The sequence below is a fragment of the Pseudomonas sp. PDM03 genome (assembly GCF_014852385.1).
Lineage (GTDB): Bacteria > Pseudomonadota > Gammaproteobacteria > Pseudomonadales > Pseudomonadaceae > Aquipseudomonas > Aquipseudomonas migulae.
Map to the genome: position 1 here is coordinate 152,460 of NZ_JACVBM010000015.1, position 15,557 is coordinate 168,016.

Consider the following 15,557-nt stretch of genomic DNA (forward strand, 5'->3'; position numbering starts at 1 on the left):
GCTCTTACCGGGCCGAAGCGAGTTGAGTGAAGGCGGTGCCGAGCCATTGCTGCACGCCATGCATCGTCGCAGCAGAGGTATCGAGGAACGGTTGCGGGTACACGCCGATGTAGATCAGCAGTGCCGCCAGACCGACCACCATGATCAGTTCGCGACCGTCCATGCCATGCAGCACCGCGTCCGATTTGGCCGGACCGAAGTACGCACGGTGGATCATGATCAGCGAGTAGACCGAACCGAACACCAGGCCGGACGTCGCGATGATGGTGACCAACGGTGCAGCAGGGAAGGTACCGATCAGGATCAGGAACTCACCGACAAAGTTACCGGTGCCCGGCAAGCCCAGCGACGCGGCTGCGAAGAACAGGCTGAGGGCCGGCAGGTAAGCGATCTTCGACCACAGGCCACCCATTTCACGCATGTCGCGGGTGTGGGTGCGCTCGTACAACTGCCCGCTCAGGATAAAGAGTGCCGCGGCCGACAGACCGTGCGCCAGCATCTGCATCACCGCGCCCTGCAGCGCCAGTTGGCTGCCGGAGTAGATGCCGATCAGTACGAAACCCATGTGGGAAACGGACGAGAAGGCGATCAGACGCTTGATGTCGGTTTGTGCGAAAGCCAGGAACGCGCCGTAGAAAATCCCGATCAGACCGAGGGTCATGGCGATCGGCGCAAACTCGGCCGAAGCATTCGGGAACAGCGGCAGGGCGAAACGCAGCAGACCGTACGCAGCGGTTTTCAGCAAGATACCGGCCAGGTCGACGGAACCTGCGGTCGGCGCCTGGGCGTGAGCATCAGGCAACCAGGAGTGGAACGGTACGACTGGCAGCTTGACCGCGAAGGCGATGAAGAAGCCGAGCATCAGGATGTACTCGGTGGTCAGCGACATCTTGGTTTTCAACAGATCGGCGTAGTTGAAAGTAATCACGCCAGTGTCGTTGAAGTTGACCAGTACCAGACCCAGGATCGCCACCAACATGATCAGGCCGGAAGCCTGAGTGAAGATGAAGAACTTGGTCGCCGCGTAGATCCGGGTTTTCTTGCCGTCCGAAGAACTGTGACCCCAGAGCGCGATGAGGAAGTACATCGGCACCAGCATCATTTCCCAGAAGAAGAAGAACATGAACAGGTCGAGGGCGAGGAACACGCCGACGACACCGCCCAGGATCCACATCAGGTTCAGGTGGAAGAAGCCAACGTGACGTTGAATCTCTTTCCACGAGCAGAGTACCGACAGCACGCCCAGCAGACCGGTCAGCATGATCATCAGCAGCGACAGGCCGTCGAGGGCCAGGTGCACGCTGATGCCGAAGCGTTCGATCCAGATGTGCTTGAACTCAAGCGCCCAGGTCGGGTCGGCGCCAGGCGCCGGGGCAAATGAATAGTCACCGGTGGCCCACAGCCAGAGGCCGAGGGAAAGCAACAGGGACATGGTGATCAGCGCAATCCAGCGGGGGAGGGTGGCGCCGAAGCGCTCACCCATCCAGCACAGCAGGCCGCCGATGAAGGGGATCAGGATTAGCCAAGGCAGAATCATGACGGGCTCAATTCCTTTCGCAAGTTCGCAAGGTTCATATTCAGACCGCTACCAGCACGATGGCGCCGATGACCAGCACGGAGCCGGCTGCCATCGATGCCGCGTACCAACGCAGTTGACCGGTTTCGGTACGGCTCAGGGCGGTGTGACCGCCTTTGGCCATACGCGGGATCAGACCGATGGTCTGGTCGAGCGGGTCTTTGCGCAGTACATGGCTGATCGCCAGGTATGGCTTGACGAACAGCTTGTCGTAGATCCAGTCGAAGCCCCAGGCAGCGAACCACCAGGCCGAAAGGAAGCGGCCGATGCCGCTGTTGGCGATTGCAGTAACGAAACGACGCTTGCCGAGGAACAGCAACGCGGCCAGCAGGATACCGGCCAGGGCGATGGCGCCCGAGGCGATTTCCAGACTGTGCTTGGCTTCGCCGCCGGCGTGGCCGACGCTTTCCGGCAGCACACCGTGCAGTGGCGGAACGATCATCGCGCCAATGGCGGTGGACAATACGATCAGCACCGACAGTGGCAGCCAGTGAGCGATGCCGTGACCGGCGTGCGCTTCGGTCTTCACTTCACCGTGGAACGCGATGAAGATCAGGCGGAAGGTGTACAGCGAAGTCATGAACGCACCGACCAGACCTGCGTACAGCAGACCCTGGTTGCCGCTGGCAAATGCTTCCCAAAGGATTTCGTCCTTGGAGTAGAAGCCTGCGGTCACCAGTGGCAGGGCCGCCAGGGCCGCGCCGCCGACGATGAAGCTGGCGTAGGCCAGTGGCAGTTTCTTCCACAGGCCGCCCATCTTGAAGATGTTCTGCTCGTGGTGGCAGGCAACGATCACCGCACCGGAGGCAAGGAACAGCAGCGCCTTGAAGAAGGCGTGGGTCATCAGGTGGAAGATCGCGCCATCCCATGCGCCAACGCCCAGCGCCAGGAACATGTAGCCGATCTGGCTCATGGTCGAATAGGCAAGGATACGTTTGATGTCGGTCTGCACCAGTGCCGCGAAACCGGCGAGTACCAGGGTCACGCCACCGACGATGCCTACCAGGTGCAGGATTTCCGGCGCCAGGGTGAACAGGCCGTGGGTACGGGCGATCAGGTAGACACCAGCGGTCACCATGGTCGCGGCGTGGATCAGTGCCGAAACCGGGGTAGGACCGGCCATCGCATCCGCCAGCCAGGTTTGCAGTGGCAGTTGCGCGGATTTACCGACAGCGCCGCCCAGCAGCATCAGGGTGGCCATGACCATCCAGAAGTCGCCGGCCTGGAATTTCTGCGGTGCCAGCACCAGCAGTTCCTGGACGTTCAGCGTACCCAGTTGGGCGAACAGGATGAACAGGCCGATGGCCATGAACACGTCGCCGATGCGGGTCACGATAAAGGCTTTGAGTGCGGCGTTACCGTTGTTGCGGTTGCTGTAGTAGAAACCGATCAACAGGTACGAGCACAGGCCCACGCCTTCCCAGCCGAAGTACAGGAACAACAGGTTATCGCCCAGGACCAGGAACAGCATGCTGGCGATAAACAGGTTGGTGTAGGCGAAGAAACGCGAGTAACCGGCTTCACCGCGCATGTACCAGGACGCGAACAGGTGGATCAGGAAGCCGACACCGACCACGACACCGAGCATGGTCAGGGACAGACCATCCAGGTACAGCGCGAAGTTCGGCGTGAAGCCTTCCACCGCCATCCACTGCCACAACACCTGGGTGTAGTGACCACCTTCAGGTGGCGCGACGTTGAATTGCCAGATCACGTAAGCGGTGACGATGGCAGACAGGCCGATGGAACCGACGCCGATCAGCGCCGACAGGTTTTCCGAGAGGCGTCCACGGGAGAACGACAGCAGCAGGAAACCTATGAGAGGGAATACGAAAGTCAGATAGAGAAGATTCATCCGCGCATCTCACTGGCAGCGTCGATATCGAGCGTGTGGAAGCGGCGATACAGTTGCAGCAGGATCGCCAGGCCGATACTGGCCTCGGCGGCTGCCAGGCTGATCACCAGGATGAACATGATCTGTCCATCCGGCTGCGCCCAGCGGCTACCGGCAACGATGAACGCCAAAGCGGAGGCATTCATCATGACCTCCAGGCTCATCAGCACGAAGAGAATGTTGCGGCGGACCATCAGGCCGACCAGACCGAGGCAGAACAGGATGCCGGCGACCGCCAGACCATGCTCCAAAGGGATAGCAGGCATCGTCATTGCTCCTTGGCTTCGTTACGGCCCAAGTGGAACGCCGTCACGGCTGCGGCGAGCAGCAGCATCGAGGCGAGTTCGACCACCAGCAGGTACGGACCGAACAGGCTGATGCCCACGGCCTTGGCGTCTACGGTGGTGTGGCCGACGGCCTGGCCGCTCTGGTGGGAGAACAGCACGTACAGCAGTTCAGCCAGCAGCAGGGCACCGAGAATCACCGGGCCGAGCCAGATGCCGGGCTTGAGCCAGACGCGCTCTTGCTGAACCGAGGCCGGGCCCAGGTTCAGCATCATCACCACGAACACGAACAGCACCATGATGGCGCCAGCGTAGGCGATCACTTCCAGAACACCGGCAAACGGTGCGCCGAGGGCGAAGAACGTCATGGCCACGGCGATCAGCGAAATGATCAGGTAGAGCAGGGCGTGCACAGGGTTGGTGTGGGTGATCACGCGAAGCGTGGACACCACAGCGATACCCGATGCGAAATAGAAAGCGAATTCCATCTTTCTTCCTTAAGGCAGCAAGCTCTTCACGTTGATCGGTTCGGCTTCATTCTGCGCGGAGCCTTTCGGCTTCCCGGCAATCGCCATACCTGCAACACGATAGAAGTTGTAATCAGGGTTTTTGCCGGGGCCGGAGATCAGCAGATCTTCTTTCTCGTAAACCAGGTCCTGACGTTTGAACTCGGCCATCTCGAAATCCGGTGTCAGCTGGATCGCGGTGGTCGGGCAGGCTTCCTCGCAGAGGCCGCAGAAAATGCAGCGCGAGAAGTTGATGCGGAAGAAGTCCGGGTACCAGCGACCGTCTTCGGTTTCAGCTTTCTGCAGCGAGATGCACCCGACCGGGCACGCCACGGCGCACAGGTTGCAGGCTACACAACGCTCTTCGCCATCAGGGTCGCGGGTCAGGACGATACGGCCACGGTAGCGCGGCGGCAGGTAGACCGGTTCTTCCGGGTACTGCAGCGTGTCGCGCTTGCGGAAGGCGTGGCCGAAAATCATCACCAGGCTGCGAAGCTGGGTGAAGAAGCCATGCACGATGTCAAATATGTACTTCATGATTCTCTATCCTCACTGAGCCGCGACGGCGGGCGTGTTGAGCAACACGATCGCAGCGGTCACCAGCATGTTGACGAGGGTCAGCGGCAGGCAGAACTTCCAGCTGAAGTCCATCACTTGGTCATACCGTGGGCGCGGAATCGAGGCGCGCAACAGGATGAAGATCATGATGAAGAACGCGGTTTTCAGCGCAAACCAGATGAACGGGATCTGCGGCAGAATGTTGAACGGACCGTGCCAGCCACCGAAGAACAAGGTCACCAGCAGCGCCGAAATCAACACGATGCCGATGTACTCACCAACGAAGAACATGCCCCATTTCATGCCGGCGTATTCAATGTGGTAACCGTCAGCCAGTTCCTGCTCCGCTTCCGGCTGGTCGAACGGGTGACGGTGAGTCACGGCGACGCCGGCGATGAAGAAGGTCAGGAAACCGAAGATCTGCGGAATGATGAACCACAGGTTCTGCGCTTGGTATTCAACGATGTCGCGCATGTTGAACGAGCCGACCTGGATCACGATGCCCATCAGCGACAGGCCCATGAACACTTCGTACGACACGGTCTGTGCCGAGGCCCGCAAGCTGCCCAGCAGGGCGAACTTGTTGTTACTCGACCAGCCGGCGAACAGCACCGCGTAGACCGACAGACCGGCCATGGCGAAGAAGAACAGGATGCCGATGTTGATGTCCGCCACGCCCCAGGTCGGGGTGATCGGGATGATCGCGAAGGCAATCAGCAGGGCGCTCATGGCGACTACCGGTGCCAGGGTGAAGATCATCTTGTCGGCGAACGGCGGGGTCCAGTCTTCCTTGAAGAACATCTTGATCATGTCGGCCGCGATCTGGAACGCGCCGAACGGGCCGACGCGGTTCGGACCGTAACGGTCCTGCCAGAGGGCGAGCAGACGACGCTCGACCCAGCTCAGCAGCGCGCCGCACACCACCACGGCGAGCAGGATCACGATGGCCTTGAGGACCGCGATGATCACGTCAATCACTTCAGGCGTGAACCAGGTCATTGAGCTGCCTCCTGCAGACCGTCAACGGATTTGCCAAAGATCGCTGGCGGAATGCCCGCGATACCGGCCGGCAATGCGACCAGGCCAGCACCCAGCTCTTCGTTGATGCGCAGCGGCAGACGCAGGGTCTGGCCGGCAACGTTCAAGCTCAGCAGGGCACCGTCATTGACACCCAGGCGATCCGCTTCGGACTTGGCCAAGGCGACGTAGGCGGCCGGGATGCGTTCCTGAACCGGTGCGGCTTTCGAAGAGTTCTCTTCGCTGCCGAGCAGGTGGAAGAACGGCACGACCTGCCAGGTGCCCGGCGCCGGGTTGAAGGCGCGCGGAACAGCCGAGAACCAGTTCAGCGAATCACCGGTGCTTTCGATCAGGCGGGTGCCCGGGTCGCCAGCGCGGATGTGACCACCGACTTCGTCCTGGAACTTGTTCCAGGCTTGCGGCGAGTTCCAGCCCGGAGACCAGGCGAAAGGCACTTGCTGACGTGGTTCGGCCGAGCCCGAGTAACCTTCCATGGAGAAGGCGAACGCGGTGTCCTTGTCTTGCGGGGTACGCGGTTCGTGCACGTTGATGTCAGCGCGCATGGCGGTACGACCCGAGTAACGCAGCGGTTCGCGGGCAAGCTTCATGCCCTTGATGCGGAACGAGGCGGACGGTGCGGCATCGACGATGCGGTTCAGTTGCGGCGTGCTTGCGGCGACGGCAGCGGTGACGTGGTCCAGTTGGGTCCAGTCGATCGGCTGGTTCAGCAAGGTAGCGCGCAGGGCATGCAGCCAGCGCCAGCCTTCGTGAACCAGGATGCTCGCGTCCATGTACTTCGGATCGAAGACCTGGAAGAAGCGCTGGGCGCGGCCTTCCTGGCTGACCAGCGTACCGTCGCCTTCAGCGAAGCTGGCGGCTGGCAGAACCAGGTGCGCGCGATCGCTGGTGGCGGTTTTCTGGTGGTCGGCAACGATCACCACTTTCGCGGCGGTCAGGGCGGCATCGACCTTGGCCTTGTCGGTACGGGTGTACAGATCGTTTTCCAGCACGACGATGGCGTCGGCCTTGCCATCGATCACCGCTTGCAGCGCGGCGTCGACCGATTCACCACCGAGCATGGCCAGGCCGAGGCTGTTGGCCTCTGGCACGATCAGGCTGATGGAACCGTTCTTCTCGCGCAGCTTCAGGGCTTTGGCGATGTTCGCGGCGGCTTCGATCAATGCTTTGGAACCCAGCGAGGTGCCGGCAATGATCAACGGACGCTTGGCCGCGAGCAGGGCGTCGGCAATGCGCTTGGCCAGTTCGAGGGCTTCGGCGTCGAGGCCTTCAACCGCTGGGGCGCTGGCGTCGAGGGCGTGAGCCACGGCGAAACCGATGCGCGCCAGATCGTCGGGAGCGGCGTGAACGCACTCTTCGGCGATGTCGTCGAGCTTGGTTTCAGCCAGGCTGGCGATGAACAGCGGGTTCAGCTCGTGCTGACCGATGTTCTTCACCGCAGCGTCGAGCCAAGGTTGAACGCGCATGCCGTCGGCCATGTCTTCGGCCTTGCCCTTGACCGATTGACGCAGGGACAGCGCCATACGGGCGGCGGTCTGGGTCAGGTCTTCGCCGAGGACGAAGATGGCGTCGTGGTCTTCGATGTCGCGCATGTTCGGGATCGGCAGCGGGCTGTCTTTCAGCACCTGCATGACCAGACGAATGCGTTCCAGCTCGGCGGCTTCGATACCGGAGTAGAAGTGCTCGGCGCCGACCAGCTCGCGCAACGCGTAGTTGCTTTCGAGGCTGGCACGCGGCGAACCGATACCGACGATGTTGCGACCGCGCAGCAGGTCAGCCGCTTTATCCAGCGCTTCGTCGAGGCTCAGCTTGGTGCCGTTGGCCAGCAATGGCTGACGCGGGCGGTCTTCGCGGTTGACGTAGCCATAGCCGAAACGGCCACGGTCGCACAGGAAGTACTGGTTGACCGAACCGTTGAAGCGGTTTTCGATCCGACGCAGTTCGCCGTAACGCTCGCCCGGGGAGATGTTGCAACCGCTGGAGCAGCCATGGCAGATGCTCGGCGAGAACTGCATGTCCCACTTGCGGTTGTAGCGTTCGGAGTGAGTCTTGTCGGTGAACACACCGGTCGGGCAGACCTCGGTGAGGTTGCCGGAGAATTCGCTTTCCAGTACGCCGTCTTCAACGCGACCGAAGTACACGTTGTCGTGGGCGCCGAACACACCAAGGTCGGTGCCGCCAGCGTAATCCTTATAGAAGCGCACGCAGCGGTAGCAAGCGATGCAGCGGTTCATTTCGTGGGAAATGAACGGGCCCAGTTGCTGGTTCTGGTGGGTACGCTTGGTGAAGCGATAACGGCGCTCGTTGTGGCCGGTCATCACGGTCATGTCTTGCAGGTGGCAGTGACCGCCTTCCTCGCAGACCGGGCAGTCGTGCGGGTGGTTGGTCATCAGCCATTCAACAACACTGGCGCGGAAGGCCTTGGACTCTTCATCTTCGATGGAGATCCAGGTGCCGTCGGTGGCAGGGGTCATGCAGGACATGACGATGCGACCACGGGTGTCGTTCTCGTCGGTGTACTGTTTGACCGCGCACTGGCGGCAAGCGCCAACGCTGCCAAGGGCAGGGTGCCAGCAGAAATAAGGGATATCGAGGCCTAGCGACAGACATGCCTGTAACAGGTTGTCTGCCCCATCGACTTCGAGCTCTTTGCCGTCTACGTGGATAGTGGCCATGGTTCAAAGTTCTTCGTTGGCCCGGTGTCAGCGGGCGTGGCTAATGGAATCTTGTTATTCGCGTGAATCAACACAGCCGTTCAAGGCGTCATCACACGAGAAGGCGAACGGCACGGACCGTTCGCCTTTTTTAAGCGTTAAGCGCCGACTACGATCGGCCTTGCCAGAGGCGGGACGACGGCGCTGACAGGCGCGATGCCGGCTTCGAACTCATGGCGGAAGTATTTGATTGCGCTGCCCAACGGCTCCACGGCACCCGGTGCGTGAGCACAGAAGGTCTTGCCTGGGCCGAGGAAACCGACCAGACCCAGCAGGGTCTCGATGTCGCCAGGCTGGCCTTCGCCGTTCTCGATGGCCATCAGCAGCTTGACGCTCCATGGCAAGCCATCGCGGCAAGGGGTGCAGAAACCACAGGATTCGCGGGCGAAGAACTGCTCCATGTTGCGCAGCAGGGAAACCATGTTGACGCTGTCGTCCACCGCCATGGCCAGGCCGGTACCCATACGGGTGCCCACTTTGGCGATGCCGCCGGCGTACATTTGTGCGTCCAGGTGTTCAGGCAACAGGAAACCGGTACCGGCGCCGCCTGGCTGCCAGGCCTTGAGCTTGTAACCGTCGCGCATGCCGCCGGCGTAGTCTTCGAACAACTCGCGACCGGTGACGCCGAATGGCAATTCCCACAGGCCCGGGTTCTTGACCTTGCCGGAGAAGCCCATGAGTTTGGTGCCCATGTCTTCACTGCCTTCGCGAGCCAACGATTTGTACCAGTCCACGCCATCGGCAATGATCGCCGGGACGTTGCACAGGGTTTCAACGTTGTTCACGCAAGTCGGCTTGCCCCACACACCAACGGCGGCAGGGAAGGGCGGCTTGGAACGCGGGTTGGCGCGGCGGCCTTCGAGGGAGTTGATCAGTGCGGTTTCTTCACCGCAGATGTAGCGCCCGGCGCCGGTGTGGACGAACAGCTCGAAATCGAAGCCGCTGCCCAGGATGTTCTTGCCCAAAAGGCCAGCTGCCTTGGCTTCTTCCACGGCACGGTTCAGGTGCTTGGCGGCGGTGGTGTATTCGCCACGCAGGAAGATGTAGCCCCGGTAGGTTTTCAGTGCGCGGGCACTGATCAGCATGCCTTCGATCAGCAGATGGGGCAGTTGCTCCATCAGCATGCGGTCTTTCCAGGTGTTCGGCTCCATTTCATCCGCGTTGCACAGCAGGTAGCGGATGTTGATGGATTCGTCTTTCGGCATCAGGCCCCACTTCACACCCGTGGGGAAGCCTGCACCGCCGCGACCTTTCAGGCCGGCGTCTTTCACGGTCTGGACGATGTCGTCCTGAGCCATGTCGGCGAAGGCCTTGCGCGCAGCGGCGTAACCGTTCTTGGCCTGGTACTCGTCGAGCCAGACAGCTTCTCCGTCGTCACGCAGACGCCAGGTCAGCGGGTGAGTCTCGGCCGAACGCTTGATGCGGTTGGCAGGACCGAAGGAAGTCAGGGTCATACGTAGCCCTCGAGCAATTTGGCAACGCCGGCAGGCTGCACATCACCGAAAGTGTCGTCGTCGATCATCAACGCCGGCGCCTTGTCGCAGTTGCCGAGGCAGCAGACCGGCAGCAGGGTGAAACGACCGTCGGCGGTGGTCTGGCCCAGGCCGATGCCGAGTTTGCTCTGGATTTCGCTGACTACCGATTCATGGCCGCCGATGTAGCAGACCATGCTGTCGCAGACGCGAATGATGTGGCGACCGACTGGCTGACGGAAGATCTGGCTATAGAAAGTAGCCACGCCTTCAACGTCGCTCGCCGGGATGCCGAGGATCTCGCCGATGGCGTAGAGCGCGCCGTCAGGCACCCAGCCACGTTCCTTCTGGACGATCTTCAGGGCTTCGATCGACGCCGCGCGCGGGTCTTCGTAGTGATGCAGCTCGTGCTCGATGGCCGAGCGCTCGGTTTCACTCAAGGTGAAACGGTCTGTCTGGATAAGCGTGCTGTTCATGCTTAGCGGTCCACGTCGGCCATAACGAAATCGATACTACCCAGGTACGCAATCAAGTCCGCGACCATGCTGCCTTTGATCACCGAAGGGATCTGCTGCAGGTGCGGGAAGCTTGGGGTGCGAATCCGGGTGCGGTAGCTCATGGTGCCGCCATCGCTCGTCAGGTAATAACTGTTGATGCCCTTGGTCGCTTCGATCATCTGGAAGGATTCGTTGGCCGGCATGACCGGGCCCCACGAAACTTGCAGGAAGTGCGTGATCAGGGTCTCGATGTGCTGCAGCGTGCGCTCTTTCGGCGGCGGCGTGGTCAGCGGGTGATCCGCCTTGTACGGGCCTTCCGGCATGTTGCGCATGCACTGGTCGATGATCTTGATGCTCTGGCGCATTTCTTCGACGCGCACGATGCAACGGTCGTAGGCATCGCCATTGGCGGCCAGCGGCACTTCGAATTCGAAGTTCTCGTAGCCCGAGTATGGACGCGCTTTACGCAGGTCGAAGTCGCAACCGGTCGAACGCAGGCCTGCACCGGTGACGCCCCATTCGAGGGCCTCTTTGGTGTTGTAGGCAGCGACGCCGATGGTCCGGCCACGCAGGATGCTGTTGTCCAGAGCGGCTTTCTGGTATTCGTCCAGACGCTTTGGCATCCACTCGACGAAGTCTTTCACCAGCTTTTCCCAGCCGCGCGGCAGGTCGTGGGCGACGCCACCGATGCGGTACCAGGCCGGGTGCAGACGGAAACCGGTAATGGCTTCGATAACCGTGTACGCCTTCTGGCGGTCGGTGAAGGTGAAGAACACCGGGGTCATGGCGCCGACGTCCTGGATGTAGGTACCCAGGAACAGCAGGTGGCTGGTGATCCGGAAGAACTCGGCCATCATGATGCGGATGACGTCGACCTTCTCGGGTACCTTGATGCCGGCCAGCTTCTCGACCGAGAGCACGTACGGCAGGTTGTTCATCACGCCGCCGAGGTAGTCGATACGGTCGGTGTACGGGATGAAGCTGTGCCAGGACTGACGCTCGGCCATCTTCTCGGCACCACGGTGGTGGTAGCCGACGTCCGGTACGCAATCGACGATCTCTTCACCGTCCAGCTGCAGGATGATGCGGAACGCACCGTGCGCGGAAGGGTGGTTGGGACCGAGGTTGAGGAACATGTAGTCCTCGTTCGCACCGGAACGCTTCATGCCCCAGTCTTCAGGCTTGAAGCGCGCGGCTTCTTCCTCAAGCTGTTGCTTGGCCAGGTTCAGGGTGAACGGGTCGAACTCGGTGGCACGGGCCGGGAAGTCCTTGCGCAGCGGGTGACCTTCCCAGGTCGGCGGCATCATGATGCGGGTCAGGTGCGGGTGGCCGGCAAAGTCGATGCCGTACATGTCCCACACTTCACGCTCGTACCAGTTGGCGTTCGGCCAGATCCCGGTGACGGTCGGCACGCTGAGGTCGCTCTCGGACAAGGCGACCTTGATCATCACGTCACTATTACGTTCGATCGACATCAGGTGATAGAACACGGTGAAGTCGGCGCCGCTTGGCAGCCCTTGACGCTTGGTGCGCAGACGCTCGTCCACGCCGTGCAGGTCATAGAGCATGACGTACGGCTTGGGCAGGTTGCGCAGGAAGGTCATCACTTCGACGAGTTTGGCACGGGCAACCCAAAGCACCGGCATGCCGGTGCGGGTAGGCTGGGCGGTGAACGCCTCGGGGCCAAAACGGTTATTCAGTTCGACGACCACATCCTGGTCGTCTGCCTTGTAAGGCGGGATGTACAGAGCACTGCCTGTAGTCATGGTTATTTATCGCTTTCGGTCAACGTAAAGAATGAAGCCAGTGTCTCGTTCTATATAAGAAGCAGATCTGGATCAGACTTCGTCGGGGCTGCGCAGGTTGGTGACTGCGATTCGCTGTTCGCGGCGCTTGTCCTTCTCGGAAGGCATCTCGGCGCGATACACGCCTTGATCGCCAACGACCCAGGAAAGCGGACGACGCTCCTGTCCTATCGACTCCTGCAAAAGCATCAAGCCTTGCAGAAAAGCTTCAGGACGAGGCGGGCAGCCAGGCACGTAGACGTCCACGGGCAGGAACTTGTCCACCCCTTGAACGACTGAGTAGATGTCGTACATGCCACCGGAGTTGGCGCACGAACCCATGGAGATGACCCATTTAGGTTCGAGCATTTGCTCGTAGAGACGCTGAATGATCGGCGCCATCTTGATGAAGCAGGTACCGGCGATAACCATGAAATCCGCCTGACGCGGCGATGCCCGGATAACCTCGGCGCCAAAGCGCGCGATGTCGTGGGGCGCCGTGAAGGCGGTGGTCATTTCCACGTAGCAGCACGAAAGGCCGAAGTTATACGGCCACAGGGAGTTCTTGCGCCCCCAGTTGATCGTGCCGTTAAGCACGTCTTCGAGCTTGCCCATGAAGATGTTTTTGTGGACTTGATCTTCTAACGGATCGGAAACGGTTTCTCGTTCGCCAATCGGATACTGCTCGTTAGGAGCATCGGGGTCGATCCTGGTGAGATTGTATTGCATTGCCAAAGCCTCATTGTTTCAGCTTCGCTTGCCGCTTACGACGAGCTTCCGGAGCCCAGTCAAGGGCGCCCACTCGGAATAGGTAGACAAGGCCTGCCAACAGAATTGCTATGAAAACGAGAGCTTCGACGAATCCGGTCCAGCCGCTTTCGCGGACGGACACAGACCAGGCAAAGAGAAAAAGGGCTTCGATATCGAAGATCACGAAGAGCATCGCGACCAGATAGAATTTGGCTGAGAGCCGCAAGCGGGCGCCACCTGTAGGTAGCATGCCGGACTCGAACGGTTCGTTTTTGCTGCGGCCCCAGGCTTTTGACCCGAGGAGGCTGGAGACGCCGAGCATGAAGGCGCAAAGGCCGACGACGCCCAGAAGGAAAATGGCAAAGCCCCAGTTGTGGGCCATGAGTCCTGTCGCTTCGGGCATGCTGGTAATCCTTAACAGAGAGCAAAGGTCTCTGAGCTTGAAAAAGAAACAAAGCAGTGACGATATGTCGCAGCAATCAATCCGGCTGATTTTATGGCACAACACCGTGCAAGTAAAATTCCTATAGCGAAATTATTTATAGGAATAAGGACATAGCGCACCTCCAAAGTCCCGCAGCCCATGCGTTGCGGGCATTAGCAGGCTTTTCATCAATTATGTTTTGTAGGGAATGTAACGAACATAGTTTGAGCTAAATGATAATCAATATTGTTTGAAGCGGTTTTCAAACTGTTTAACGGGTAGGTGGGTGGAAAGTTGTCTTATATGCGCGTTACTGCAAGTAGCGGGCGGCACCGTTTTACCCTGTTTTTCTGATCGTGAAACTGCGCTGGATCAAGGATTTTTCCTGAATCACCCCCTTCCCCTGTAGGAGCGAGCCTGCTCGCGATAGCGGTCTGTCAGGTGACATCTTTGCTGGGTGTGCCGGCCTCATCGCGAGCAGGCTCACTCCTACAAGGGTTTTGCGGTGTTTGTTGAATAGCGCGCAAAAAAAACGCCCCGAACCAGTCGGGGCGTCAGATGTGCGGCGTTGCGGTTAGCTTTTTATTCGGTCCGCAACGGCCGTTCGTTCAGGCGAAGCAGATCAGTGGAACTGTTCTTCTTCAGTCGAACCGGTCAGTGCGGTAACCGACGACGAGCCGCCCTGGATCACGGTGGTCATGTCGTCGAAGTAGCCGGTGCCCACTTCCTGCTGGTGAGCCACGAAGGTGTAACCCTTGGCGGCGTCGGCGAATTCCTGCTCTTGCAGCTTCACGTAGGCAGTCATGTCGTTGCGGGCGTAGTCGTGCGCCAGGTTGAACATGCTGTGCCACATGTTGTGAATGCCGGCCAGGGTGATGAACTGGTGCTTGTAACCCATGGCGGACAGTTCGCGCTGGAACTTGGCGATGGTCGCGTCGTCCAGGTTTTTCTTCCAGTTGAAGGAAGGCGAGCAGTTGTACGACAGCAGTTGGTCCGGGTATTCCTTCTTGATCGCTTCAGCGAAGCGACGGGCTTCGTCCAGGTCCGGCTTGGCGGTTTCGCACCAGATCAGGTCGGCGTACGGAGCGTAAGCCAGGCCGCGAGCGATTGCCTGGTCCAGGCCAGCGCGCACTTTGTAGAAGCCTTCCTGGGTACGTTCGCCAGTCACGAATGGCTGGTCGTACGGGTCGCAGTCGGAAGTCAGCAGGTCAGCCGCGTTAGCGTCGGTACGTGCCAGGATGATGGTCGGAGTACCGGCAACGTCAGCCGCCAGACGGGCAGCGGTCAGCTTCTGTACGGCTTCCTGGGTAGGAACCAGTACCTTGCCGCCCATGTGGCCGCATTTTTTCACGGAAGCCAGTTGGTCTTCGAAGTGAACGCCGGCGGCGCCTGCTTCGATCATGCTCTTCATCAGCTCGTAGGCGTTCAGTACGCCGCCGAAACCGGCTTCGGCGTCAGCCACGATTGGTGCGAAGTAGTCGATGTAGCCTTCGTCGCCCGGGCCCTTGCCGGCTTTCCACTGGATCTGGTCGGCACGACGGAACGAGTTGTTGATGCGCTTGACCACGGTTGGAACCGAGTCCACCGGGTACAGCGACTGGTCCGGGTACATCGATTCGGCGGAGTTGTTGTCCGCAGCAACCTGCCAGCCCGACAGGTAGATCGCCTGGATACCGGCTTTGACTTGTTGTACAGCCTGGCCGCCGGTCAGAGCGCCCATGCAGTTGACGAAATCTTTCTCAGGACGGAAGGACGGCTTGGCGCCCTGGGTGACCAGGTTCCAGAGCTTCTCGGCGCCGAGTTTTGCAAAGGTGTGCTCAGGTTGAACCGAGCCACGCAGGCGGACGACGTCAGCAGCGGAGTAAGCGCGTGTCACGCCTTTCCAGCGTGGGTTTTCAGCCCAGTCTTTTTCGAGGGCTGCAATTTGCTGTTCGCGTGTCAGTGCCATGGAGATAAACCTCGTCGCGTCTTTTACGGAAAGTTGTTCTGCGGTGGAAAATTCATGCGCTCGCAGACCAGAAGCTTAGGCGGTCAAGTCGAATTCGGCGGGGTTGGCGACGGGA

Annotated in this window: 13 protein-coding genes; all 13 read right to left on the reverse strand. The window is 60.2% G+C overall.

Features of this window, described 5'->3' with window-relative positions; genetic code table 11:
- Window positions 1–4 precede the first annotated feature (4 nt).
- A complete protein-coding gene (gene nuoM / locus IB254_RS20430) occupies window positions 5–1,537 on the reverse strand; it encodes an NADH-quinone oxidoreductase subunit M (protein ID WP_008032746.1) in 1,533 nt (510 codons plus the stop codon).
- A 40-nt stretch (window positions 1,538–1,577) separates the two neighbouring features.
- Window positions 1,578–3,431 (reverse strand): NADH-quinone oxidoreductase subunit L, encoded by a 1,854-nt coding sequence (gene nuoL / locus IB254_RS20435; protein ID WP_008032743.1) that lies wholly within the window; start codon window positions 3,429–3,431, stop codon window positions 1,578–1,580.
- The gene (gene nuoK / locus IB254_RS20440) at window positions 3,428–3,736 is read right to left on the reverse strand and encodes an NADH-quinone oxidoreductase subunit NuoK (protein WP_007940879.1); all 309 of its coding nucleotides are present in this window, start codon (window positions 3,734–3,736) and stop codon (window positions 3,428–3,430) included. Before nuoK ends, nuoL begins: the two co-directional genes overlap by 4 nt.
- Before the next feature lie 2 nt (window positions 3,737–3,738).
- Window positions 3,739–4,242: an NADH-quinone oxidoreductase subunit J gene (nuoJ, locus tag IB254_RS20445; protein ID WP_008032738.1), complete on the reverse strand. Its 504-nt coding sequence runs from the start codon at window positions 4,240–4,242 to the stop codon at window positions 3,739–3,741.
- 9 nt (window positions 4,243–4,251) lie between these two features.
- Entirely contained in the window at window positions 4,252–4,797 is a 546-nt protein-coding gene (nuoI, locus tag IB254_RS20450; RefSeq protein WP_008032736.1) for an NADH-quinone oxidoreductase subunit NuoI, read from the reverse strand.
- A gap of 12 nt (window positions 4,798–4,809) precedes the next feature.
- The gene (gene nuoH / locus IB254_RS20455) at window positions 4,810–5,817 is read right to left on the reverse strand and encodes an NADH-quinone oxidoreductase subunit NuoH (RefSeq protein ID WP_008032732.1); all 1,008 of its coding nucleotides are present in this window, start codon (window positions 5,815–5,817) and stop codon (window positions 4,810–4,812) included.
- Window positions 5,814–8,528, reverse strand: a complete 2,715-nt coding sequence (nuoG, locus tag IB254_RS20460) for an NADH-quinone oxidoreductase subunit NuoG (protein WP_192419109.1) — start codon at window positions 8,526–8,528, stop codon at window positions 5,814–5,816. Before nuoG ends, nuoH begins: the two co-directional genes overlap by 4 nt.
- 137 nt (window positions 8,529–8,665) lie before the next feature.
- On the reverse strand, window positions 8,666–10,021 hold the full coding sequence (gene nuoF, locus IB254_RS20465; RefSeq protein ID WP_008032727.1) for an NADH-quinone oxidoreductase subunit NuoF: 1,356 nt from the start codon (window positions 10,019–10,021) through the stop codon (window positions 8,666–8,668).
- Window positions 10,018–10,515, reverse strand: coding sequence for an NADH-quinone oxidoreductase subunit NuoE (gene nuoE, locus IB254_RS20470; protein ID WP_008020715.1), 498 nt, complete (start codon window positions 10,513–10,515; stop codon window positions 10,018–10,020). The genes nuoF and nuoE overlap by 4 nt, the downstream gene beginning before the upstream one ends.
- Window positions 10,516–10,517: 2 nt before the next feature.
- Window positions 10,518–12,302, reverse strand: a complete 1,785-nt coding sequence (gene nuoC, locus IB254_RS20475) for an NADH-quinone oxidoreductase subunit C/D (protein WP_008032726.1) — start codon at window positions 12,300–12,302, stop codon at window positions 10,518–10,520.
- Window positions 12,303–12,374: 72 nt separating this feature from the next.
- On the reverse strand, window positions 12,375–13,049 hold the full coding sequence (locus tag IB254_RS20480; RefSeq protein WP_008032725.1) for a NuoB/complex I 20 kDa subunit family protein: 675 nt from the start codon (window positions 13,047–13,049) through the stop codon (window positions 12,375–12,377).
- Window positions 13,050–13,059: 10 nt separating this feature from the next.
- A complete protein-coding gene (locus IB254_RS20485; RefSeq protein WP_003223812.1) occupies window positions 13,060–13,473 on the reverse strand; it encodes an NADH-quinone oxidoreductase subunit A in 414 nt (137 codons plus the stop codon).
- 643 nt (window positions 13,474–14,116) lie between these two features.
- Entirely contained in the window at window positions 14,117–15,442 is a 1,326-nt protein-coding gene (aceA, locus tag IB254_RS20490) for an isocitrate lyase (RefSeq protein ID WP_008032724.1), read from the reverse strand.
- Window positions 15,443–15,557 lie beyond the last annotated feature (115 nt).